The 22881-nt window shown below is 60.1% G+C and carries 17 protein-coding genes; 7 read left to right on the top strand and 10 right to left on the bottom strand.

What is annotated here, in order from left to right; genetic code table 11:
- The first annotated feature begins 235 nt into the window (after nucleotides 1–235).
- The 5 genes from HDF10_RS16375 to HDF10_RS16355 all read left to right on the top strand — a co-directional run bounded on the left by HDF10_RS16375 (nucleotide 236) and on the right by HDF10_RS16355 (nucleotide 11330).
- A complete protein-coding gene (locus tag HDF10_RS16375) occupies nucleotides 236–2242 on the top strand; it encodes a glycoside hydrolase family 15 protein (RefSeq protein ID WP_221271817.1) in 2007 nt (668 codons plus the stop codon).
- Nucleotides 2243–2436: 194 nt separating this feature from the next.
- A complete protein-coding gene (treY, locus tag HDF10_RS16370; RefSeq protein ID WP_311732794.1) occupies nucleotides 2437–5130 on the top strand; it encodes a malto-oligosyltrehalose synthase in 2694 nt (897 codons plus the stop codon).
- The gene (gene treZ, locus HDF10_RS16365; RefSeq protein ID WP_183815275.1) at nucleotides 5130–6881 is read left to right on the top strand and encodes a malto-oligosyltrehalose trehalohydrolase; all 1752 of its coding nucleotides are present in this window, start codon (nucleotides 5130–5132) and stop codon (nucleotides 6879–6881) included. The genes treY and treZ overlap by 1 nt, the downstream gene beginning before the upstream one ends.
- A 260-nt stretch (nucleotides 6882–7141) precedes the next feature.
- Nucleotides 7142–8323 carry a DUF5666 domain-containing protein gene (locus tag HDF10_RS16360; protein WP_221271815.1) on the top strand — a complete coding sequence of 394 codons (1182 nt, stop codon included), beginning with the start codon at nucleotides 7142–7144 and terminating at the stop codon, nucleotides 8321–8323.
- A 43-nt stretch (nucleotides 8324–8366) separates the two neighbouring features.
- Nucleotides 8367–11330, top strand: a complete 2964-nt coding sequence (locus HDF10_RS16355) for a TonB-dependent receptor (protein ID WP_260177955.1) — start codon at nucleotides 8367–8369, stop codon at nucleotides 11328–11330.
- Nucleotides 11331–11454: 124 nt separating this feature from the next.
- Here the strand turns inward: HDF10_RS16355 and hmgA are convergent, their stop codons facing one another.
- From hmgA to allB, 10 genes are all read right to left on the bottom strand, one after another.
- On the bottom strand, nucleotides 11455–12753 hold the full coding sequence (gene hmgA / locus HDF10_RS16350; protein ID WP_183815271.1) for a homogentisate 1,2-dioxygenase: 1299 nt from the start codon (nucleotides 12751–12753) through the stop codon (nucleotides 11455–11457).
- Between the two features lie 122 nt (nucleotides 12754–12875).
- On the bottom strand, nucleotides 12876–14312 hold the full coding sequence (locus HDF10_RS16345; RefSeq protein WP_183815269.1) for an NAD-dependent succinate-semialdehyde dehydrogenase: 1437 nt from the start codon (nucleotides 14310–14312) through the stop codon (nucleotides 12876–12878).
- Nucleotides 14313–14325: 13 nt separating this feature from the next.
- Nucleotides 14326–15594, bottom strand: coding sequence for a M20 family metallo-hydrolase (locus HDF10_RS16340; RefSeq protein WP_183815756.1), 1269 nt, complete (start codon nucleotides 15592–15594; stop codon nucleotides 14326–14328).
- 9 nt (nucleotides 15595–15603) lie between these two features.
- A complete protein-coding gene (locus HDF10_RS16335; RefSeq protein ID WP_183815267.1) occupies nucleotides 15604–15867 on the bottom strand; it encodes a hypothetical protein in 264 nt (87 codons plus the stop codon).
- Between the two features lie 51 nt (nucleotides 15868–15918).
- Entirely contained in the window at nucleotides 15919–16653 is a 735-nt protein-coding gene (gene allE / locus HDF10_RS16330; RefSeq protein WP_183815264.1) for a (S)-ureidoglycine aminohydrolase, read from the bottom strand.
- Nucleotides 16646–17908 carry an allantoate amidohydrolase gene (locus HDF10_RS16325; protein WP_183815262.1) on the bottom strand — a complete coding sequence of 421 codons (1263 nt, stop codon included), beginning with the start codon at nucleotides 17906–17908 and terminating at the stop codon, nucleotides 16646–16648. Before HDF10_RS16325 ends, allE begins: the two co-directional genes overlap by 8 nt.
- Nucleotides 17909–17925: 17 nt before the next feature.
- Entirely contained in the window at nucleotides 17926–18774 is an 849-nt protein-coding gene (gene pucL, locus HDF10_RS16320; RefSeq protein WP_183815260.1) for a factor-independent urate hydroxylase, read from the bottom strand.
- Nucleotides 18775–18778: 4 nt separating this feature from the next.
- A complete protein-coding gene (gene uraH, locus HDF10_RS16315; RefSeq protein ID WP_183815258.1) occupies nucleotides 18779–19117 on the bottom strand; it encodes a hydroxyisourate hydrolase in 339 nt (112 codons plus the stop codon).
- Nucleotides 19118–19119: 2 nt separating this feature from the next.
- A complete protein-coding gene (uraD, locus tag HDF10_RS16310) occupies nucleotides 19120–19635 on the bottom strand; it encodes a 2-oxo-4-hydroxy-4-carboxy-5-ureidoimidazoline decarboxylase (RefSeq protein ID WP_183815250.1) in 516 nt (171 codons plus the stop codon).
- Between the two features lie 13 nt (nucleotides 19636–19648).
- Nucleotides 19649–20995: an allantoinase AllB gene (allB, locus tag HDF10_RS16305; RefSeq protein ID WP_183815248.1), complete on the bottom strand. Its 1347-nt coding sequence runs from the start codon at nucleotides 20993–20995 to the stop codon at nucleotides 19649–19651.
- Between the two features lie 59 nt (nucleotides 20996–21054).
- On the opposite strand from allB, the gene HDF10_RS16300 reads away from it, so the two are divergent.
- Both HDF10_RS16300 and HDF10_RS16295 read left to right on the top strand, forming a co-directional pair.
- Nucleotides 21055–21528, top strand: coding sequence for a nucleoside deaminase (locus HDF10_RS16300; RefSeq protein ID WP_183815246.1), 474 nt, complete (start codon nucleotides 21055–21057; stop codon nucleotides 21526–21528).
- A 3-nt stretch (nucleotides 21529–21531) separates the two neighbouring features.
- The gene (locus HDF10_RS16295; RefSeq protein ID WP_183815245.1) at nucleotides 21532–22833 is read left to right on the top strand and encodes a homoserine dehydrogenase; all 1302 of its coding nucleotides are present in this window, start codon (nucleotides 21532–21534) and stop codon (nucleotides 22831–22833) included.
- The last annotated feature ends 48 nt before the right edge of the window (nucleotides 22834–22881 follow it).

Here is a 22881-nt window from a genome sequence, read left to right as displayed (position 1 = left end):
GCTCAGGTTGCGAATAGCTGGTTGTCGTTTGAGGAAGTGTTGCTGCCGTGAGTGTACTGCCGATTCTGATAGCGCGCGAGAGCGGGGGGGCGGTCGGGAGAGATTTTTCGCTGTCTTTCGCTGTCTTCAGTTTGCCTCGTGAGTTGCCTCGGGGAGATCTCGCAGGCATACTTCCTTGCCTGATCTGAATTTATTGTTTTGTGCATCTTACCTGTCGTTAGCCGTTGGTAGAGAGATGCGTGTTGTGGTGTATGTGGTTGCTGGCGGGGTGAATACGCCGGAGTCGGGAGGTTTTGTGGCGGAGCGGAAGAAGAGAGACGCTGGGAAGAAGAAAGTCGCCGGGTCGGTGCACGGGGCGGTCGATGAGGCGTCGCCACGCGGGGCGCTCCACGCATCGCTTGATGGAGCGAGACTTCATGGAGCGGGACTACACGGTTCAAGGATTGAAGACTACAGCATGATCGGAGACTGCGAGACTGCGGCGCTGGTGTCGAAGGAGGGGTCCATCGATTGGCTTTGCTGGCCGTCATTTCCTGCTGCTGCGTGCTTTGCGGCGCTGTTGGGGACGCGGGATCACGGCTTCTGGCAGATTGCTCCGAAGGGCAAGGTGAAGGCGATCAGGCGGGAGTACGAGGGGCACACGCTGATCGTGCAGACCACGTTTGAGACGCGAGAGGGAGAGGTGTGCCTGATCGACTTTATGCCTCCGCGAGAGAAGCACTCGCATGTGGTGAGGATCGTGCGTGGGGTTCGCGGCAGGGTGTCCATGCAGATGGATCTGGCGATTCGTTTTGACTACGGAAGGACGGTGCCGTGGGTGACGCGCATTGAGGATGGAGTGCGGGCGATCGCGGGCTCGGACATGGTTACGCTGAGGACGAAGGCGCGGTTGCGTGGGGAGGGGATGACGACGCGGAGTGAGTTCACGGTGCGGAAGGGGGAGACGATGAGTTTTACGCTGACCAACTCTTCGTCTCTCGAGAAGTTGCCGCGTGAGCTTTCTGTCGATAAGGCGCTCGGGGAGACGCAGAGATTCTGGACGAAGTGGAGCCGGAGGAATGCGTATAAGGGACCATATACCGAGGCGGTGGAACGCTCGCTGATTACACTGAAGGCGATGACGTATCGGCCATCGGGTGGGATTGTGGCGGCGGTGACGACGTCGCTGCCGGAGAGGATTGGCGGGTCGCGCAATTGGGACTATCGCTACTGCTGGCTGCGCGACACTTCGTTTACGCTGCTGATTTTGATGCAGGCCAGTTATATGGACGAGGCGGTAGAGTGGCGGAGATGGTTGCTGCGAGCTATTGCCGGGGCTCCGGACCAGGTGCAGACGATCTATGGGATCTGCGGGGAGAGACAGCTGGTGGAGTGGGTGGCGAACTGGTTGCCGGGCTATGAGGGTTCGAAGCCTGTGCGGATTGGGAACGCGGCGGTGGATCAGTTTCAGCTGGATGTGTTTGGCGAAGTGTCTTCGGCGCTATCGAGAATTCCGCAGGCCGAGGAGGAGATACGCGTGTCGGCTAGTTCGGTGCAGGCGGCGTTAATCGATCATCTGTGTAAGGTGTGGCCGAATCCGGATGAGGGGATATGGGAGACACGTGGTGGTGCGCAACACTTTACGCACTCGAAGGTGATGGCTTGGGTGGCGCTGGATCGGGCGATCAGGCATCATGAGCAGTTCGACGGGAAGGGCGATGTGAAGCGGTGGAAGAAAAACCGCGAGATGCTGCATAGGGAGATTCTGAGGAAAGGGTTCGATAAGAAGCTGAACAGCTTTGTGCAGTCGTATGGGTCGAAGCAGCTGGATGCGTCGTGTCTGCGGATTGGGCTGGTGGGATTTCTGCCGATGGATGATCCGCGGATACTTGGCACGGTGGAGGCGATCGAGCGGCGGCTGATGAAGGATGGCTTTGTGGAGCGATACGACACGAAGAAGACCAAGGATGGACTTGCTGGGGGGGAGGGTGCGTTTCTGGCTTGCAGCTTCTGGCTGGTGACAAATCTGTGGCTGATTGGACGGAAGGCCGATGCGAAGGCGATGTTTGAGCGGCTGCTCGCGCTGCGCAACGATGCCGGGCTGCTGTCGGAGGAGTACGATCCTATTGAGAAGCGGATGGTGGGGAACTTTCCCCAGGCTCTATCGCATATTGCGTTGATCCATGCTGCTTTTGCGATGTCGGGCCTGTGGTCGCCCGATCAGAATGTTGCGGCAAAACCTAAGTCGCGTCGAAAGGCTTAGTGGCTTTCGCATAGTGCCAGCGGATGGTTTCATCGCTATATGCCTGCACCGCAGTTTCTGGATTGTGTTGCCGGTGGTGGAATGCAACCAACGGTAGTAAATGCGTCTCTAACGAGTTACCTGGATTGTTTTGTGCGGAACATCTGCGTGAAATTTACTGCCTTGCTTCCTGAACGCTAACTTTCGATTGGTTGATGATGCTACGAATTCCAGGTTCTACTTACAGACTGCAACTGCATAAAGACTTTACCTTCGACGATGCGGCGAAGATCGCCGGCTATCTGCATGAGCTTGGGATCTCGCATGTTTATTGCTCTCCTTATCTGCAGGCTGCGCCGGGGAGTATGCATGGATACGACGTGGTCGATCATCAGAAGGTGAATGCAGAGCTCGGTGGTGCGGCGGCGCATGACTGGTTCTGCAAGAAGTTGGGCGAGGCGGGGTTGGGGCAGGTGCTGGACATCGTGCCGAACCATATGTCGCTGGGCAAGGAGAATCGCTTCTGGTGGGATGTGCTCGAGAATGGAACGTCGAGCCGGTATGCTTCGTTCTTTGATATCGACTGGCAGCCGCAGGAGGAGAGGCTCAGGGACAAGGTGCTGGTGCCGATCCTTGGGGATCAGTATGGGCGGGTGCTGCAGACGGGCGGGATCAAGGTGGTGCGGCGGGGCGTGAAGTTTCAGGTGGAGTGTTCGGGGCAGTCGCTGCCGGTGTCGCCGCAGTCGCTGCCGGTGATTCTGACGCGGGCGGCGGAGTATGCGAAGTCGGATACGCTGAGTTTTCTTGCGGCTTCGTTTGGACGGCTGCCGGCGCCGGAATATGTGGATCGGCGAACGATTCTGGCCCGGCATCGCGACAAGGTGGTGCTGTTTACACTGCTGGATCGGCTGTGCGCGGAGGAGCCGGCAATCTTAGAGGCGATGGACCGGTCGGCGACGGAGTTGAATGAGAACCTGGATGCTCTGGATGATTTTTTGAATCAGCAGAACTATCGCCTGGCTTATTGGAAGACGGCGGATCAGCAGTTGAGCTATCGGCGATTCTTTGATGTGAATACGCTGATCGGGCTGAGGGTGGAGCGGGAGTATGTGTTCGAAGAGACGCATGCGCTGGTGCTGGATTGGCTGCGGCGAGGAGTCCTGGATGGCGTGCGGGTGGATCATCCGGATGGACTGCGCGATCCGAAGGAGTACTTCAAACGGCTAAGGGAGCGCGCTCCGGATGCGTGGGTGATCGGGGAGAAGATTCTTGAGCCGGGTGAGTTTTTGCGCGAGGACTGGCCGATTGAGGGTACGAGTGGATACGACTTTCTGAATGTTGCGGCGGGAGTGCTGGTGGCGCCCGAGGGCATGATGGAGCTGTCCACGCTGTATGCGGATTTTACGGGGCAGCCTACGGACTTTCATGCGATTGCGCATGAGAAGAAGATCAACGTGTCGCAAGAGGCGCTGGGGAGCGATGTGAATCGGCTGACGTCGATCTTCGTGGAGATCTGCGAGGCGAACCGCGATGAACGCGACTACACGAGGGCGGAGGTGAGGCGTGCAATTCGCGAGGTAGCGGCTTGCTTCGCGATCTATCGGACGTATGTGGTGCCGGAGCGTGAGGAAATTACGGAGGAAGATCGCGAGTACATTACGCAGGCTGCGGAGTGCGCGAAGGAGACACGGCAGGATATCGACGGGGGGTTGTTCGACTTTCTTCGCGATGTGTTGACGATGGAGGTGAAGGGGCGCCTGGAGAGCGAGTTTTTGCTGCGGTTCCAGCAGTTCACCGGGCCGGTGATGGCGAAGGGCGTGGAGGACACGGCGTTTTATTGCTACAACCGATTGACGGGAATGAATGAGGTGGGTAGCGATCCAGGGCGCAATGGGCTGAGCATTGAGGAGTTTCATTCGTATTGCAGGAAGATGCAGGAGACGCATCCTTGCACGATGACTACGCTTTCGACGCACGACACCAAGCGCAGCGATGATGTGAGGGCGCGGATGGCGGTGCTGTCGGAGATTTCGGGAAAGTTTGGCGCGGCGATACAGCGGTGGTCGCGGATGAATAGTGCGTTTCGCGCGCGCAAGCCGGGGGTGGAGCCGTTGCCGGATCGGAATACGGAGTACTTCTACTACCAGACTTTGATTGGGGCCTGGCCGCTGCCGATGGATCGTGCGCAGGCTTACATGTTGAAGGCGATGCGGGAGGCGAAGCAGCAGACGACGTGGGTCGCGAATAACAAGGAGTTTGAAGATGCGCTGAATTTATTTATTGAGTTCACGTATAGCTATGCGCCGTTTCAGAGGGAGCTGCAGCAGTTTGTGGAGAGGATTCTGGAGGCGGGCCGGGTGAACTCGCTGGCACAGACGCTGTTGAAGTACACGGCGCCAGGTGTGCCGGATCTTTACCAGGGGACGGAGCTGTGGGATTTGAGTCTGGTCGATCCGGATAATCGGCGGCCGGTGGACTACTCGCTGCGGCAGCGACTGCTGCAGGAGTTGAAGCAGATGAACGGCGGCGATGCGGCGGCGCAGGTGATGGCCAGAGCCGAGGAGGGGCTGCCGAAGATGTGGACGATTCATAAGGCGCTTCGACTGCGGCGCGAGCGGCCGGCGTCGTTTGGCGCGGAGGCTGACTATGTTCCGTTGATGGTGGATGGAGTGAAGCATGACCACGTGATTGCGTATCTGCGAGGCGAGGATGTGGTGACGGTGGTGCCGAGGTTGTGGATGAAGCTGGGCGGTGCGTGGAGGGATACCGTGGTGACGTTGCCGGAGGGACGATGGAGGAATCGTCTGACGGGAGTGATGGTTGAGGGTGGCGAGGTCGAAGTCAGGGGACTGTTGAAGGATTTTCCGGTGGCGCTGCTGGCGCGCGAAGAGGTTGGGGGAGACCGCTGATGCATGAGTTTACGGTTTGGGCGCCTGTCGCGTCGAAGGTTGGCGTGAAGGTTGGCGATGTTACGTATCCGCTGAATGGGCCCGACGAGCATGGATGGTGGCGTGCTTCGGTGGAGCCGGCGAGGCCGGGGACGGATTATGGATTTGTGATTGGAGATGATCCGAAGGCGTGGCCTGATCCGCGGTCGGAGTGGCAGCCGAATGGAGTGCATGGGTTGTCGCGGCTGTATGACCATGGGGCTTTCCAGTGGAACGACAGAGCCTGGAGTGCGCCTGCGCTTTCGCATGCTGTGATCTATGAGCTGCATGTGGGAACGTTTACGCCGCAGGGGACCTTCGATTCGGCGATTGAGAAGCTGGGATATCTGGTGGAGCTTGGCATTACTCATGTGGAGTTGATGCCGGTGGCTGCGTTTCCGGGCGGGCACGGGTGGGGGTATGACGGGGCGGCGTTGTTTGCGGTGACTGAACAGTACGGTGGGCCGGATGGGTTGAAGCGGCTGGTGGCTGCGTGCCATGCGCGCGGGCTCGCGGCGCTGCTGGATGTGGTCTATAACCACTTCGGACCGGTGGGGAACTACTCGGGCAAGTATGGGCCTTACATCACGGAGAGGCACCATACTCCGTGGGGCGGGGCGATTAACTTCGAGGGCGAGGGAAGCGATGAGGTACGGAGATTCTTCTGCGACAACGCGTTGATGTGGATGAGGGAGTATCACATCGATGGACTTCGACTGGATGCGGTGCATGAGTATGTGGATCGGTCGGCGGTTCATTTTATGGAGCAGCTTTCGTCTGAGGTGAAGGCGTTGTCGGCGAAGCTGGGACGAAGGCTGGTGCTGATCGCCGAGAGCGATTTGAACGATCCCAGGGTTGTCACTCCTGCGCAGAGTGGTGGGTATGGAATGGATGCGCAGTGGAGCGATGACTTTCATCATTCGTTGTTTACGGTGCTTACGTTGGAGGAAGAGGGAAAGGGGTATTACTCGGACTTCGGCACGTTGGAAAAGCTGGCGAAGGCTTTGACGAAGAACTTTGTGCAGGATGGGAGTTATTCGCAGTATCGGCGGCGCTCGCATGGGCGGCCGGCGGATGATCTGTCGCCGCATCTTTTTCTGGGATATATCCAGAACCACGACCAGGTGGGGAATCGTGCGGTTGGCGATAGGGTCGATCAGACGGTGGGGTTCGACCGCGCGAAGGTGGCGGCGGCGATTGTGATGACGGCACCGTTTGTTCCGATGATCTTTCAGGGTGAGGAGTATGCCGCATCGACACCGTTTCTATACTTCGCGGACCATGAGGATCCGGAGATGGCGAAGGCGGTTAAAAATGGGCGGCGGAGCGAGTTCGCGGCGTTTGGATGGAAGCCGGAGGATATTCCTGATCCGGAGAAGGTCGAGACGTTTCTGCGTTCGAAGTTGAATTGGGAGGAGGTCCATGAGGGTCGCCATGAGGAGATGCTGGATTGGTATCGCAGGCTGATTCAGTTGCGGCGCGGGTCTGTGGCGTTGAACGATGGTGCGGTGGGACACGTGAGGGCGAGCTTCGACGAGAGGCGACGGTGGCTGATCTTCGAGCGTGGGGTGGTGACGGTGATGTGCAATCTTGGAGCGGAGAGGGTGGAGCTTCCTCATTCGAGGAGGATGCAGTTGTTGCTGGCTTCGAAGGCTGAGGTTGTGGTGAAGGATGGTTCTGTGGAGTTGCCAGGGGATAGCGCGGCGATCCTTTCGAATGAGGTGATGCGGTAGATTCTGGCGCGATTGGCCGATGTGGGGCGCGTTACGAGAGAGTGACAGCCGGGTGGGTTTTGTGGGCGGCGAGCTGTAAAACGGGTAGCATGGGAGCGCAGGCGGAGTCGATTGGCTCGGGTTTCAGCTTCATCCAGACAAGGCTTTTCCCAGGAAACTTTTACGCTGCCGTCTCGTCTTCCTTAGTGGATGGCGACCTGAAGGAGTAAATTTCAGGCGACCGACGAGAGGGTGCGGTACTTCATTTGAGGGAGAGGACCATGTTGAAGGATTTCGGGGTTTTCCGGGCCACTGTATTGGGTGTGGGTTTGATCGTTTCTGGCGTAATTGTTTCGATCGCCGCACCTTCTGGCGGAGACCGCTTTGCTTTCGCGCAAACACCGGCCGCTGCTCCTGCAGTTGCGCGGCAGATTGGCACGGTGAAGGCGATGGCAGGGAACAGCCTGACGCTGACCACCGATGCGGGGCAGGAGGTTGTGGTGAGTGTGGCCGATGGGGCGCGCATTCTGCAACTGGCGCCGGGCAGCACCGATTTGAAGACGGCGCAGACGATTACGCTGGCTAATATTGCAGCAGGAGACCGCGTGCTGGTGAGCGGCAAGGCTGGCGACGGTGGAGTGGGGCTTACGGCTTCGCGCGTGATTCTGATGAAGTCGTCGGAGATTGCGCAGAAGCATGAGGCCGAGCAGGGCGACTGGCAGAAGCGTGGGACGGGCGGGATTGTGAACGCGGTGGATGCCGGGGCGGGCTCGATTGTGTTGTCGGTTGGCGCGAAGAAGCTGACGGTGAATACGTCGAGTGCGACGAAGTTTCGGCGGTATGCGGGCGACTCTGTGAAGTTTGAAGATGCGAAGCCGGGGACGCTGGCGCAGATACAGGTGGGCGATCAGCTGCGGGTGCGCGGGGCGAAGTCAGACGATGGGTCGTCGATGCAGGCGGAAGAGGTGGTGAGTGGGTCGTTCAAAAATCTGGCGGGGCTGATTGGAACTATCGACGCTGCTGGCGGAACGCTGACGTTGAAAGACCTTGCGACCAAGAAGACGGTGACGGTGAAGATCACGGATAACTCCAGCCTGAAGGCTCTGCCGCCAGAGGCTGCCACGCGGTTTGCTGCGCGGGCCAAGGGCGGGGCCGCTGGTGCAGGCGGTGGTGGTCAGGGTGGAGGGCAGGCGAGCGGTGGTGGGGGAGAACGGGCTGAGGGGCGCTCTGCCGGAGCCGATCTCTCTCAGTTGGTGAGCCGGCTGCCGAATCAGACGGTTGCTGACTTGAAGACGGGAGATGCTGTGATGATCGTTGCTTCGCAGCCGGATCCCAATGGCCATGTAACTTGTGTGACTCTGCTCTCGGGGGTGGAGCCGATTCTGGCAGCGACGCCTGGCGGTGGGCCGGCGTTGACGCTGTCTCCGTGGAGCCTCGGCGGCTCTGATGGCAGCGCCCAGTAGTTTGACGCGAACGGCAACGATGGGAAACTTTTTAGGAGAAGTAATGTCATTTCGCGCAGGGTTGAAGTTTGTTCTGCTTTTGTTGGTTGCATGGATGCCCGTGGTGACGAGCGCTCAGCAGACGGGCGCAACGGTGCATGGGGTGGTGGCGGATCCTGAGAGCGCAGTGATTCCAGGTGCGACGGTGACGCTGACTCCTGTCTCGGGCAAGGCTTTGATTACGCAGTCGCAGAGCGACGGAAGCTATGTGCTGAGCGGAGTTCCGGCGGGGGCTTACTCGATGACGGTAACGATGTCGGGGTTCGCGTCGTACGTGAAGCTGGGGGTGAGGATTGCTGCGGGGCAGAATCTGGCGCTGGATGCGAAGATGGCGATCGAGGAGCAGAAGCAGCAGGTGAACGTGAATGCGCAGGGGGCGCAAGTGAGCGTGGATCCCGACAGCAATGCCAGCAGCACGGTCATCAAGGGGAAGGATCTGGAGGCGCTTTCGGATGATCCGGATGAACTTTCTTCGGAGTTGACGGCGTTGGCGGGGCCTGCTGCGGGGCCGAATGGCGGACAGATTTATGTCGATGGCTTTACCGGTGGACAGCTGCCTCCCAAGTCTTCAATTCGCGAGATTCGCATCAACCAGAACCCGTTTTCGGCACAGTACGACAAGCTTGGCTATGGGCGGGTTGAGGTCTTCACGAAGCCGGGCACGGACAAATATCACGGTAGCCTGAGTGTGCAGGGTGGGGATAATGCCTTCAACACGTCGAATCCGTTTCTGGGGGCGTCGAACACGCAGCCGCCGTATTACACGACCTTCATTCTGGGGAGCGTGAGTGGGCCTATCAATCGGTTCTCTTCGTTTACGGTAGGAGGGTCGCACCGGACGATTCAGGACAACAATATCGTCAATCCGAGTGGATTCTACGCTACTTCAGCGGATGCAACGACGCCTTGTGATCCGGGGATCAAGACGATTTCAAGCTGCTCGTATTTTTCTTCTTATCCGGAGTCGGCGCGTGCGGTGTCGCATCCGCAGACGCGTAGTGATGTGAGTCCGCGCATTGATTTTGCTCTGGGAGAGAAGAACACGCTGACGGTGCGGTACCAGTACAACGTGAATGGGCAGCAGAACAACGGCATCGGGAATACGAATCTTCCAACAGCGGGATATAACATTGAGACGACGGAGAATACGGTTCAGATCAGCGATACGCAGATTCTGAGTCCTCGGGTGATCAACGAGACGCGGTTTGAGTATCAGCGCGACTACTCGACGCAGGACCCGGTGGGTACAGATCCTACTCTGTCGGTGCAGGGAATCTTTACCTCGGGTGGATCGAGCGGGGGGACGCAGAGAAGTACGAGCACGCATCTTGAGGTGCAGAACTACAGCTCGATTGCGCTGGCGAAGAACTTCATTCGGTTTGGAGTGCGGGTGCGCACGACGAACGAATCACTGTCGTCGAATGCGGGATCGAATGGGACGTTTACTTACTCTTATCTGCTGGACCCGTGCACTGACCCGAACCCGAGCATCAAGCGGCCGAGCAACTGTAATACCGCGGTGACCAAGCCGTGCGATCCGTCGAATGCGAGCATCTCGTCGTATCAGTGCGGGCTGCCGGGGCAGTATGCTGCGACCTCGATCAATAAGCTGGAGGTGGATGGTCGCGTGACCGATGTGGGGTTCTATGCGGAGGATGACTGGAAGCCGAAGGGGAACCTGACGATTACCTATGGGGTTCGGCTGGAGGCGCAGAACGTGATTAGTAGCGGGCATGATTTTGCGCCGCGGGCGTCGTTTGCTTACGGGATTCCGCGAGGCGGCGGGAAGTCGCCCACGACGGTGGTGCGAGGCGGATTCGGAATCTTTTACGATCGCTTTACGCTGGCGAATTATCTGACGACGCTGCAGGAGAATGGCGTCAATCAGGTGACCTCGACGGTGATCAATCCCGGGGTGGCGTGTACGCCGGAGAATCCTGCTGACTGTGGCGCTTCGGTCTCGAACAAGATTACGACGTATGGACTCGGGCAGGGGATACGCAGCTCGTACACGATGCAGGAGGCGGTTGGGATCGATCAGCAGCTTGGGCGCGCAGCTACGATGTCGGTGAACTACCTTTATGCGCGTGGCGATCATCAGTATCTGAGCAGGAACTTTATTGTCGATACGGGCTTTGATCAGCAGTTTCAGTCGGGTGGTGTCTACAAAGAAAATCAGTTGTTGATCAATGGAAATGCGCGATTGAAGAAGTTGACGCTGTTTGGGTTTTATTCGCTGAATCTCGCGAACGCGAATACTTCGGGAGCGGGATTCTTTCCAACCAGCAACACGGACACGAAGGTGGACTACGGGCGGGCGTCGTTTGCCCATAAGAGCTTTGCGGTTGTGGGTGGGAGCTGGCAGCTTCCTTATAGTTTCTCTGCGAGCCCGTTCATCATTGCGCAGTCGGGGACGCCGTATAACCTGACGACCGGGCTTGATCCTACGGGCTCGTCGATCTATAACCAACGACCGTTTTTCGAGAATGGGGCTAGCGGAGATTGCAGGTCTTCCACGGACTTCAGCTCTACGCAGACTGGCAGCCTGACTCCTGTGCCGATCAACTACTGTTATGGTCCGGCGAACTTTACGTTCAACCTTCGCGCTTCACGGACGTTTGGATTTGGCGAGAAGTCTCGTGGCGCGGCTTCGGCTACGAGCGGAGGTAGCGGCCCAGGCGGTGGTCCCGGAGGATCCGGCGGTGGAGGACTTGGTGGTGGTCCTCGTGCTGGTGGGCCGGGTGGGGTGCGTGGCGGGTTCGGTCCTCAGGGGGCGAGTTCAGGCCATAGGTATACGTTTACGCTTGGCGCGCAGGCCTTCAATCTGTTCAACGTTATTCCGTACGGGACGCCCACGAGTAGCTTGAGTTCTCCGCGATTTGGTCAGTTCACTACGCTGGCGGCTGGACCGTTCAGCTCGGCTACGGCTTCGCGGCGGATTACTTTGCAGGCTACTTTTAACTTTTAGATGTCCTGCCGGACGGGCTCCCTGCGCGGGAGGCGGTCACTTCGTGACGCGTATACCTTTTATGTGTGAGTGAAGTACGCTGGTCCTCCCGTTGGTCGGTGGGAGGACCAGTGCTTTTGGCCTGCTATGGCTTGAAGTTCTTCTTCAGGGTCTGCCAGCAGGTGTAGTACTCGTGCTGGCGGGCTGCCGTGTCCATCGCGAACTTTGTGGGTCGGCAGACGAAGCGCGTCTCGAACATGAAGGCTAGCGTGCCTTCGAGTTTGACGGGCTTGAGGTCGGCCTTGCTGGCGCGGTCGAAGGTTTCGGCGTCAGGTCCGTGGCCGCTCATGCAGTTGTGCAGGCTGGCTCCGCCGGGGACGAAGCCTTCGGCCTTGGCGTCATACTCGCCTGTGACCAGGCCCATGAACTCGTTCATAAAGTTGCGATGGAACCAGGGTGGGCGGAAGGTGTGCTCGGCGACGATCCAGCGCGGGGGGAAGATGGCGAAGTCTACGTTGGCGGTGCCGGGGATCTCGCTGGGCGAGGTGAGGACGGTGTAGATGGAGGGGTCGGGGTGGTCGAAGCTGACGGAGTTGATGCAGTTGAAGCGGGCGAGGTCGTACTTGCAGGGGGCGTAGTTGCCGTGCCAGGCAACGACGTCGAGGGGGGAGTGGTCGAAGTCGGTGGCCCAGAGATTGCCCTGGAACTTTGCGACTACCTGGAACTTTGCGTTGTCGCGATCGTCGTAGGCGGCGTGCGGGGTGAGGAAGTCGCGGCTGTTGGCCAGGCCGTTGGCGCCGATTGCGCCTAGCTCGGGCAGGCGAAAGCTGGCGCCGTAGTTTTCGAGGAGGTAGCCTCGGGCTTGCGGGTCGAGAAGCTCGACGCGGAACTTGATGCCGCGGGGGATGAGGGCGACTTCGCCGGGGGTGAGGTCGAGGATGCCGAGTTCGGTGTGGATCACGAGGCGGCCGAGCTGGGGGACGAAGAGCAACTCGCCGTCGGCGGTGTAGAAGAAGCGGTCGGTCATGCTTTTGGTTGCGGCGTAGATGTGGATGGCGACGCCGGAGTGCATGGTGAGGTCGCCGTTGCCGGCGAGGGTGGTGAGGCCGTCGATGAAATCCACTCCTCCCGGAGTGGTGGGTAGTGGTAACGGGTCCCAGCGGAGTTGGCTGGGCGTGGTTTCGACTTCGTTGAAGGGAGTGGAGCGGACCATGCCGTTGGCGATGCGCTCGTAGGGTTTGTGCATGACGGAGGGGCGGATGCGGTAGGTCCAGGTGCGGCGGTTGAGCAGGCGCGGCGCGGTGAAGGGGCTGCCGCTGAGCTGCTCGGTGTAGAGGCCGAGTGGGGCCTTTTGTGGGGCGTTCTGGCCGACGGGGAGGGCGCCGGGGTGGGCCTCGGTGGCAAACTCATTTCCGAAGCCGCTGGAGTACTTGAGATCGGGCATGATGATCCTCTTGGGTAAAAATATGTCTGGTCGACGAGGGCTTCACGACGAGCGGAGACGGCTTCTCGACGACACAGAAGCTTAGCCGAAAACAGGTGTCTCGTGTTGGGCGAGGAAAGATGCTAGCGGGTTGGGGAGGGGTCGGCGGTGGAGACTAGGTATGGTTTGGAGGTGGGTTCGCTGAGGGTGGTTGCGGAGGAGATGACGACGGTCTTTGCGTTGAGGAACTCGCGCATGCCGGCGGCGGAGAGTTCGCGGCCGTAGCCGGAGCGTTTGATGCCGCCGAAGGGCAGGCGCGGATCGCTGGCGACCATGGCGTTGAGGAAGACGCCACCGCACTGCAGCTCGGTGATGAAGCGTTGTTGTTCGGCGGGGTCGCGCGTCCATGCGGAGGCACTGAGGCCGAAGGGGGTGTCGTTGGCGATCTCGATGGCCTCGTTGATGTCCTGGACGCGGAAGAGCATGGCGACGGGGCCGAAGAGCTCTTCGCGGTAGACGGGGGAGGTGCGTGGGACGCCGGTGAGGACGGTGGGTTCGAAGTAGTTGCCGGTGCCGAGCATGCGTTCGCCGCCGGTGAGGATGCGGGCTCCGGCCTTGGTGGCAGCTTGCACCTGTTGTTCGAGTAGTTCGACGGCGCGGACGGTGGCGAGCGGGCCGATGTCGGTGCCGTCTTTCATGGGGTCGCCTACGTGCATGGCCTCCATGCCTGCGACGAAGCGGGATTCGAAGACGTCGTAGATCTCGTCCGCGACGAGGAAGCGTTTGGCAGCGATGCAGGATTGTCCGGAGTTGACGCAGCGGGCGCGGACTGCGGTTTCGATGGCGGCGTCGAGGTCGGCGGAGGGCATGACGATAAAGGGATCGCTGCCGCCGAGTTCGAGGACGGATTTTTTGATGAGCCAGCCTGCCTGTGCGCCGATGGCTCGGCCTGCGGTCTCGCTGCCGGTGACCGTGACTGCGGCGATGCGCTCGTCGCCGAGGATGGTTTCGACTTGATGGATTTCGAGAAGGAGGCTTTGGAAGGTGCCGCGGGGAAAGCCTGCGCGGCGAACGAGGGATTCGATGGCGAGCGCGGACTGCGGGACGTTGTTGGCGTGCTTGAGGAGAGCGACGTTGCCGGCCATAAGCGCTGGTGCGAGGAAACGGAAGACCTGCCAGAAGGGGAAGTTCCACGGCATGACGGCCAAGACGATGCCGATTGGATCCCACCGCACGTAGCTGTAGTTGTCTTCGGTGGGGATGGACTCGGGTGCGAGGATGCGTGCGGCGTGCTCGGCGTAGTAGCGGCAGGCGTCGGCGCATTTGAGGATCTCGAAGCGGGCGGCGACGAGTGGCTTGCCCATCTCCTGAGTAATGAGGATGGAGAGGTCGTCGATCTCGTGTTCGAGGATGGAGGCGAGCTTGCGCATCCAGAGGCCGCGGTGTTCGAGCGGCACGAGAGAGTAGGTGCGAAAAGCGTCGGCGGCCAGGGCGATCTTCTGGCGCGCGGCTTCGTCGGTGAGCGGATCGAAGCTGCGCAACAGCTTGCCAGTGGCGGGATTGATGGACTCGATGGCCATGCTGGATACGGAGTTACTCTGACGCCAGTTTAGCAAGAACGGAGGCAAGCACCTGTACCCCGAGAGTGGTATCCGCTGGGGTGGCGTATTCGTCCGGTCTATGACTTACGCCGTTGCGGCAGGGGATGAAGAGCATGGCGATGGGGGCGATGCGGGCCATGAAGAGCGTGTCGTGATAGGCGCGACTGACCATCTTTTTGGGAGAGATGCCTTGGGCGGCGCAGACCTCTTCGATGAGCTCGACGATGTGTGGTGAAGACTGTGCGGGGGCGTCGGCGTTGATGAGCTGCTCGGTGATGATGACGCTGCGGCGTTGTCGAAGCTCTTCGATGTCGCTACGGACGGCTTGCATGACGGACTCGCGGCGGGCGGGGTCGGTGTCGCGGATGTCGAGTTGGAGGACGACGCGGCTGGGGACGCTGTTGACTGCGCCGGGATGGACGTCGCAGGTGCCGACGGTGGCTACGGTGTCGATGGCGCGTGTGGCGAGGGTGTGTCTTTCGATCGAGAGGATGAGCTCGGCCGCGGCGCAGAGTGCGTCTTTGCGGTCGGGCATGAGGAGTGCTCCAGCGTGGCCGCCGAGTCCACTGATGGTGAAACGATAGCCTGCGGGGGCGGCGATGCTGGTGACGATGCCGAGGGGTATGCCTTCGCGTTCGAGCAGAGGGCCTTGCTCGATGTGGAGTTCGAGCCAGGCGTGGTAGTGGTTAGGTGCGAGCCTGACGGAGTCCAGGTCGCCGGTGAAGCCTGCGGCGGTGCGGACTTCTACGAGGGTCTTTGCGGTGTCGGCTGGCTCGTTGGCTTCACGGAGGGCGTCGGCTTGTTTGGGATCGAGGGTTCCGGACATCAGGCGGCTGCCGAGACAGCCGATGCCGAAGCGGGTTGGCTCTTCGGAGGTGAACATGACGAGTTCGATGGAGCGGCGAGGCTGGAGGCCGCTGCGTTTGAGTGCGCGCATGGCCTCGAGGCCGCCGAGGACGCCGACGGTGCCGTCGTACATTCCGGCGTGAGGGATGGCGTCGATGTGGGAGCCTGTGGCGACGGCGGGTAGGCTGGGATCCGTGCCTGACCAGCGGATGAAGAGGTTGCCTACGGCGTCGGCGCGGACTTCGAAGCCTTCGGCGGTGGCTAGCTGTTTGAGCCAGGCGCGGGCGTGGAGGTCGTCCGGGGAGAAGACGATGCGGGTGACTGCGGTGCCTTCGCTGACGGGCTCGGCGTGGGTGAAGGTGGCGAGGGTTGCGAGTTCAGAAAGTAGAAGTGCTTCGTCGGCTTGGATTTGCATTTTCACGACCTAAAGATCCTCAATCTCTGACGGGTACTTGCCCCAGCGTTTGAATTGAGCCTGAGTAAGCTTGGCATACTGTGACGTTGATACGTGCCGAATATTCCATGCGAAGTTCAGATGATGATAGGCGTGCAAAAGTCCGACCTGCAGTTGATCTGAGTTGAGTTCTCCGTTGAAACTGCGGTCGTGGAGTTTTTTAAGCTCTTCAATCGCTTCAGATAGATTGCTTCCTATGATCTCGAGATTCAAGCTTCTTCGTTTCGTCGCCACTGTGCCTCCGAAAGTTGATCGGTTCCGTTCCCCTCTAGCGCAACTCTTGAACTAGACCAGTGGGTGACGGTTCCAGTCTTTGTAGATGAGGTACTTTGCGGGACGCTTACCAATGGCTCCGAACCACTGTGGACAGAAGGGGCCCATCCAGATGAAGTCGCCTGCGGTGACTGGATACCAACCGTCGCCGAGGCGATAGATGCCGCCACCTTCGAGCATGAGCAGGCCATGCTCCATGATGTGGACCTCGACCATGCTGAGCGCGGCGCCGGGCTGATAGGTCATGGTGTTGACGGCGAAGTCGAACGATGGCGAGCCGGGAAGAAGGCTGCGAACCTGGAGGTCGGGGTCATCGTTGAGTGGGACGGAGAGCGTTTTTTCTTCGTGGCCTACGAGGACCTCTGGTGGAGGGACGGAGGCGATTGCTTCGTAGGGCTTTTCGATGATGGCGAGCCGTGTGGCTTGTCGGGCGGTGAGTGTGTGGGCGGCGTCTTCGGGGATGTAGGCGAAGCTGCCGGGGGTCAGCGTTTGAAATGTGGTGTCGGTTGCGAGATCGGCTGCGCCCTCGAGGATGTAGAGGAATCGCTGGTTGGAAGTGGGGCCGAGTTTGCCGCCGGGTTCCAGCTCTGCGGTGTACTGGGTGAAGGCCGCGCCTGCAGCGGGGGAGATGTGGACGACGGCGGTGGCTAGTTCCATGCCGGGGAGCACGGTGCGGACGAAGGTGTCCGGCGTGTGGAGGAGGTGATCGCGTTGATTGGTGCTGCGGGTTTGTCCCAGCTTATGCATGGCTGTCCTTGGTTTTATCATCGCTCAACTCAGGGCTCAGGAGCGCGAGGAATTCCATTGCGGTTGCGAGTGCGGCCTCTACGTCCTGTGGGAGCACGGCTTCGTCGGGGTGGTGGCTGAGGCCTCCGGGGCTGCGGAGGAAGAGCATGGTGGAGGGAATGGTTGGAGCGAGGATCATCGCATCGTGGCCGGCTCCGCTGGTCATTCTGCGGCTCGGATAGCCGGCTTGCGCAGCGGCGCGGTGCAGCAGGGTGGTAAGGTGCGGATCGAGTGGGACGGCGGATTGTTCCATCTCGGTGCGGAGGGTGAGGGTTACGCCGCGTCTGGTGGCTGCGGTCTTTGCGATTTGCGTTAGAGCGTCGACTGCAGCGCGGCGGGTGTTGTCGTCTGCGTGGCGAATGTCTAGTGAGGTTTTCACTCTGCCGGCGATGACATTTCCAACGCCGGGTGAGGCCTCCAGCTTGCCGACGGTAGCGACGAGCCCTTCGTGAGCAGTGGCGTAGGCTTCGACGGCTACGACAAATTCGGCGGCGGCGGCCATGGCGTCGTGTCGCAGGTGCATGGGCGTGGTTCCGGCGTGGTTTGCGTGGCCTTCGAACAGGAGCTGCATGCGGGTCTGTCCTACGAGTGCCTCGACTATGCCGAGCGATATTCCCTCGCTCTCGAGTATGGGCCCCTGTTCGATATGGAACTCGAGATAAGCGAAGGCGTCGCGGGATAAGACTGCCGCGGGAAGGTTTGCGGGATCGAGGCCGTAGTTGTATATGGCTTCTGCGATGCTTACGCCATCTTGATCGGTGCGCTGCAGTGTCTCTGGATCTAGTTTTCCTGCAACGGCGAGGCTGCCGAGGAAGGCTTTGCTGAAGCGGACGCCCTCCTCTTCGGAGAAGCCGATGACTTCGATGGAGAAGGGCGGTTGGCGTTCTCGTAATTCTTCGACGATGGTGATGCCCATCACAACTCCGAGGATGCCGTCGAAGGCTCCGGCGTTGGGTACGGTGTCGAGGTGAGAGCCGATGACCAGACGGGGGGCGTTAGCGACGGGGGAGAGCCACAGCCCGCGCAGGTTGCCGATGGCGTCCGTGTGCACGGTCATTCCGGCAGCTTCCATCCACTGGTGCAGCAGCGCGTGGACTGCGTGCATGGGAGGGGTGAGGAAGCGGCGGGTGATCTCGCCGGGCACCTCGGTGTGGGTGGCGATCTCGCGGCAGCGGGCGATGATGCAGGTGGCGCAATCTTTATTTGTGCCTGGCATAGTTACTTTATTCTGCTTCAAGATTTGCGGCGGACGCGTGCCTCGATGTATCCGTGGGGTTCGTCGGTGGGGACGAAGATCTCGTTGGGATTGTCCTGGTGGAAGCGGGAGAGATCGACGAGGAGGCAGTGCTTGTTGGGCATGGTGATCTCGATCTCGTCGATTTGCGGGACGGCCTCGAGGGCGCTCTCTGCCATGGCGTAGAGAGTCTGCTGTACGGATTTGCTGTTGTGGTTGGCGAAGGTGCGCAGCATTGTCTCGCGAAGCTTTGTGCGTACTGCGTCGAAGTCCAGATCGGGTGAGGTGTAGCGCCACTCGGCGCTGACGGCGGTTCCGAAGAGACGGTCTTTGGTCTCGGGCAGGGTGGTGAGGGAGTCCTTGATGTAGCCTTCGAAGCCGGAGTTCGCGGTCTTGAGCAGGACGAGGTTGTCGAGACCAGAGAGGACGTGAAAGCTCGCGCCCTGCGTACGTTCGACGCTGGTGGTTTGAAGCTCGTTGCTGCCACGCATGAAGGAGGTGGGATGTGGTTCGCCGTCTACGGTGAGGCGCTTCCACATGGTGCTTTCGATGCGGACAGCGGCTGAAGAGACCTGCGGATTTCTTGTCAGGAGGTAGTCGACCAGCTCTTTGGCGTAGTCCTCCATGGCGGTTGCCTTTGAAGTTCGCGCGACAGAGTAGACGGTGTTCTTCATCGTGTCCGTCGGGAGGATCTTGCTGTTGTCTCCGTCCAGGTGGGCGGTCGCGAAGTCGCCCTTCAGTAAGACTTGAACGGTCCATTCGCGCAGGTCGTGGCCATGAGCGTGACGGGTCACCTTCATCAGGCGAACGCGGGATTTTCCGTAACGATTTTCAGCCAGCTCAATCATCGGGTCAGCTTCCTCGGTAGGTGGTGTAGCCGTTCGCAGTCAGGAGTAGCGGGATATGGTAGTGCTGCTCGCCTTCGGTGACTGTAAAGACGATTTCTATATATGGATATAGGCCGATTAGCTGATGCTGGTTGTAGTAAGCGATGGTTTCGAAGTGAACGCGATAGGTGCCTGGCTGCAGTGCTTCGGTTAACGGAAGGAGATGTTTGCAGCGACCGTCGGCGTCGGTGTTTGCTTCGCTAAGCAGCGACCATTGCCCATCTGTCAGGCGAGCGAGTGTGATGGGAACGCCTGTGGCTGGCCGTCCCAGCGCTGTGTCGAGAATGTGTGTGGAGATGCCCATGGTTACTCTGACTCCAGCCAGCGATGAAGGCGAAGCTGCGTGATCTGACGTTGTTGTTCGGCTGCTTCGCGTAGCTCGGTTGGGGCGTCGTTTTGCATTCGTGCTTGCAGAATGGTGAGGATCTCGGTGGGTGTTTTGCCAGCTGCGCAGACGATGAAGATTCTGCCGAAGCGCTGCTCGTAGAGGCGGTTCGCGGCGTCGAGGGCGAGTTTGGCGGCGTGTTCTTCGGAGAGGGCTGCACGTTGCTCCTGCGCGGACCAGCGGAGAGACTCTTCGGTTGCGTGGGTTTGTGCGTGCTTCTGGCCAATGCGGGGATGGCTGTCGAACGCTTCCTGCCATGCCTGCTCTGGAAGATTGAGCCAGATGGCGGCGGAGGTTTTGATGAGGGAAGGTTCGTCCGCGATGGGGCGCGCGGAGGCCAGCGTGGCCGCCCACGCATGGGAGCCGCAGCAGGGGAGTGCCTCGCGGGCTGCGGTGGCGTGGTCGAGCGAGTTCCATCGGGCGAGAACTTTGTTCATGCGCGTGTGCCTACTATAACTTGACCTCTCGGCCCTTGGGAGTCGAGGCGAAGATGCCTTCCTGATACACCGGTTCTCCGCGTAGATAGGTGGCTTTTACTAGGCCGCGCAGGGTTTCGTTGAGGTACGGCGAGATGGCGTGGCGGTAATGCAGCTTGTCGGGTGTGACGGTGAAGGTTGCTTCGGTGTCGAAGCGGACGAAGTTGGCGTCACGGCCAGACTGGAGTACGCCTGCCTGGCGAGCGAGGCCGGCGAGGGCTGCGGGTGCGCTACTCATCCAACGTGTAATGTCGTCGAGCGTATCGCCGCGATTCCCGCAGTCGGTGTGGATGATCGAGAGTGCCAGGGAGAGGCTGGCGATGCCGCCCCAGGCTTGATCGAAACGGCCGGTGTCGGTGCGCTTCATGCCGGGCGGGCAGGGGGAGTGGTCGGTGACGATCATGTCGATGGTTCCGTCGTGGAGTCCGCGCCAGAGGCCACGCTGATTTTCCTTGCTGCGAATGGGAGGCGCGCACTTGAGAAGGGTGTTGCCATCGGCGATCTCTTCTGCGGCGAAGTGCAGATAGTGCGGGCAGGTCTCGACCGTGATGGGGAGGCCTTCTTTGCGGGCGGACTTCAACTCGACTAGAGCGAGCGCGGTGGAGAGGTGAACGATGTGCAGGCGGAAGCTGTATTGGCGGCAGAGACGGATCATCAGGCGAATGGCCTGGAGTTCGGCTTCGTCGGGGCGAGACGCCAGGTAGGTTTGGTACTGTCGCCAGTCTGCATGGCGCAGTGATTGGGTCGCGGCGTCGATGGGGCCAGCTAACTCTGCGTGTACGAGTAACGGGAGGCCGGACTGGGCAATGGATGGGAGCGCGGCTTCCAGTTGTTGCTGGTCGATCATGGTGAAGCCGTCGCAGCCGGGGTAGATGAGAAAACATTTGAAGCCGAGAACTCCAGCTTGTGCGAGGGGGAGGATGTGTTGCTGATTGTCTGCGACTGCTCCTCCCCACGCTGCCCAGTCTACGAAGCACTCGCCGCTTGCGGCCTCGCGCTTTTCTTCGAGGGCGGCTACGGTGGTGGTCTCGGGGAGACAGTTGAGCGGCATGTCGATGAGCGTGGTGTAGCCTCCGGCTGCTGCGGCGCGGGTGGCGGTGCGGAAGCCCTCCCATTCGGTGCGCCCCGGCTGGTTGATGTGGACGTGGGTGTCGACGAGGCCGGGGAGGAGAGCATCATTGCCGAAGTCGTGAAGGATGGCGTCTGCGGGGATCTCTGACGGGCGGCAGATAGCGCGTATGGTTCCATCCTCTACGAGGAGCGCGCCGGGTTGCGTGCCCTGTGGGGTGACGACGCGTTTTGAGAGAAAGGCATGTGCCATAATTTGATTATTCCGTTTACTTCCGCTGCGCAGAGTGTGACCTAAGGATACCGAGTCGAATGCAGGGCAACCCAGTCTTCATGCAGAGAGCGATCGCGCTGGCTACGGAGAACGTCACCTCCGGTCGCGGAGGGCCGTTTGGCGCGGTGATTGTACGCGACGGCGAGATCGTTGCCACTGGCGCGAACCTGGTCACAGCGATCAACGACCCGACGGCGCATGGCGAGATTGTAGCAATCCGCAATGCCTGCCAGATGCTTGGGACGTTTCAACTGGCGGGATGCCATATCTATACCAGCTGTGAGCCTTGTCCGATGTGTCTCGCTGCGATCTACTGGGCGCGGTGCGAGGCCATTTTTTATGGGAACTGTGCCGCCGACGCTGCCGCGGCTGGTTTTGACGATGCTTTTCTCTACGAGGAGATGAAGCTGTCGCTCGATCAGAGAAAGATTCCGATTGTAAATCTTCTGCCGGAGCAGGCGATTTCGAGTTTTGAGGCCTGGCGTGATCGCGCTGGCAGAATCGACTATTGAGAGATGACGACGAAGCGGAAGAAGAGTGTGGGGGCAAATAAAGCGGTGAAGGTTGCGCTGCTCGGGTTTGGCACGGTTGGTGGTTCGGTGGCGCGGGTGCTGGCTGCGTCGAGGTTTCCGGACGTGCAGCTGACGCATATCTTCAACCGCAATGTGGATCGGAAGCGTAGCTCTGAAGCTGCGAAGGCCGTGTCAGCTTCGGTGGTGTGGACCGATAACATCGATGTGATTCTGCGGTCGGATGTTGATGTTGTGGTTGAGTTGATGGGCGGCCTGAACCCGGTGGAAGGGTGGTTGCGTAAGGCACTCGTAGCGGGCAAGTCTGTGGTCACGGCGAATAAACAACTCATCGCGTATCGAGGTACGGGACTCGCGAAGATTGCTGCGCAGCATAACCTCCATCTGTTGCATGGAGCGGCTGTTGCGGGTGGGGTGCCGGTGATTCCGGGGATGTTGCAGGGGTTGTGCGGCGACCAGGTGACGAGACTCAGCGGCATTGTGAACGGCACCTGCAACTACATTCTGAGCCGGATGGAGGCTGGGGCCGACTACGCGACCGTGCTGGAGGATGCGCAGCAGCTTGGCTATGCGGAGTCCGATCCCTCTGCCGATGTAGACGGCTACGACGCGCGGGCGAAGCTTTGCATTCTGTCGCGCATTGCGATGCACGCTGAGTTGGACCCGGATGCGGTTGCGATACAGACGATCTCGGCGATTGAGGCGATCGATTTTTCTTACGCGAAGGAGTTGAACTGCACCATTCGCCAGGTGTCACGTGCAGAGCTTGACGGAAAGCTGATGCATGCACGGGTTGCGCCAATGCTGGTTCCGCTGGCCTCGCCGATGGCGTGGTCGCATGGCACGCAGAATATGGTGGTGGTGAGCGGAAGGTTTGGCGGGGATGTTGTTTTCTCGGGACATGGTGCCGGCGGCGAGCCTACAGCGGTTGCTGTGGTGTCGGATCTGCTGGCTGTTGCGCAGGATTGCAGGACGGTGCAGCTGCCGGTGCGAAGACGCGAGGTGACAGGAGACTTTCTAGCTCCGCACTATCTGCGCTTTGTCGTCGACGACAAGCCGGGAATTGTCTCGGCGATTTCGGGGGCTCTCTCGAAGGTGGGCGCTAATATCGATTCGCTGCTGCAGCGGCGAGGATATCCGAAGCATCGGCTTCCGTTTGTGGTGACGACGGAGCCTTGCCTGAGTTCGACGATTGAGCGGGCTTTGGCTTCGGTCGCTCGCATGGATTGCATGCTGGAGAAGCCGCTGTGCTTGCAGATGCTTGAAGTGGAAGATAAAGCAGAATAAAAAAAGCGGCGCAGGGTGAGTGCGCCGCTTCTTTTGTTGCTAAGTGTG

The organism is Tunturiibacter empetritectus (assembly GCF_014201375.1).
Classification (GTDB): Bacteria; Acidobacteriota; Terriglobia; order Terriglobales; family Acidobacteriaceae; genus Edaphobacter; species Edaphobacter lichenicola_D.
The sequence above is the reverse complement of the archived record's forward strand: the minus strand, read 5'-3'. Positions and strand labels throughout refer to the sequence as shown.

Bases quoted from the DNA above. Each gene is read 5' to 3' on its own strand.
- HDF10_RS16375 (WP_221271817.1), top strand. From the start codon at position 236: ATGCGTGTTGTGGTGTATGTGGTTGCTGGCGGGGTGAATACGCCGGAG.
- treY (WP_311732794.1), top strand. From the start codon at position 2,437: ATGATGCTACGAATTCCAGGTTCTACTTACAGACTGCAACTGCATAAA.
- treZ (WP_183815275.1), top strand. From the start codon at position 5,130: ATGCATGAGTTTACGGTTTGGGCGCCTGTCGCGTCGAAGGTTGGCGTG.
- HDF10_RS16360 (WP_221271815.1), top strand. From the start codon at position 7,142: ATGTTGAAGGATTTCGGGGTTTTCCGGGCCACTGTATTGGGTGTGGGT.
- HDF10_RS16355 (WP_260177955.1), top strand. From the start codon at position 8,367: ATGTCATTTCGCGCAGGGTTGAAGTTTGTTCTGCTTTTGTTGGTTGCA.
- hmgA (WP_183815271.1), bottom strand. From the start codon at position 12,753: ATGCCCGATCTCAAGTACTCCAGCGGCTTCGGAAATGAGTTTGCCACC.
- HDF10_RS16345 (WP_183815269.1), bottom strand. From the start codon at position 14,312: ATGGCCATCGAGTCCATCAATCCCGCCACTGGCAAGCTGTTGCGCAGC.
- HDF10_RS16340 (WP_183815756.1), bottom strand. From the start codon at position 15,594: ATGCAAATCCAAGCCGACGAAGCACTTCTACTTTCTGAACTCGCAACC.
- allE (WP_183815264.1), bottom strand. From the start codon at position 16,653: ATGCATAAGCTGGGACAAACCCGCAGCACCAATCAACGCGATCACCTC.
- HDF10_RS16325 (WP_183815262.1), bottom strand. From the start codon at position 17,908: ATGCCAGGCACAAATAAAGATTGCGCCACCTGCATCATCGCCCGCTGC.
- pucL (WP_183815260.1), bottom strand. From the start codon at position 18,774: ATGATTGAGCTGGCTGAAAATCGTTACGGAAAATCCCGCGTTCGCCTG.
- uraH (WP_183815258.1), bottom strand. From the start codon at position 19,117: ATGGGCATCTCCACACACATTCTCGACACAGCGCTGGGACGGCCAGCC.
- uraD (WP_183815250.1), bottom strand. From the start codon at position 19,635: ATGAACAAAGTTCTCGCCCGATGGAACTCGCTCGACCACGCCACCGCA.
- allB (WP_183815248.1), bottom strand. From the start codon at position 20,995: ATGGCACATGCCTTTCTCTCAAAACGCGTCGTCACCCCACAGGGCACG.
- HDF10_RS16300 (WP_183815246.1), top strand. From the start codon at position 21,055: ATGCAGGGCAACCCAGTCTTCATGCAGAGAGCGATCGCGCTGGCTACG.
- HDF10_RS16295 (WP_183815245.1), top strand. From the start codon at position 21,532: ATGACGACGAAGCGGAAGAAGAGTGTGGGGGCAAATAAAGCGGTGAAG.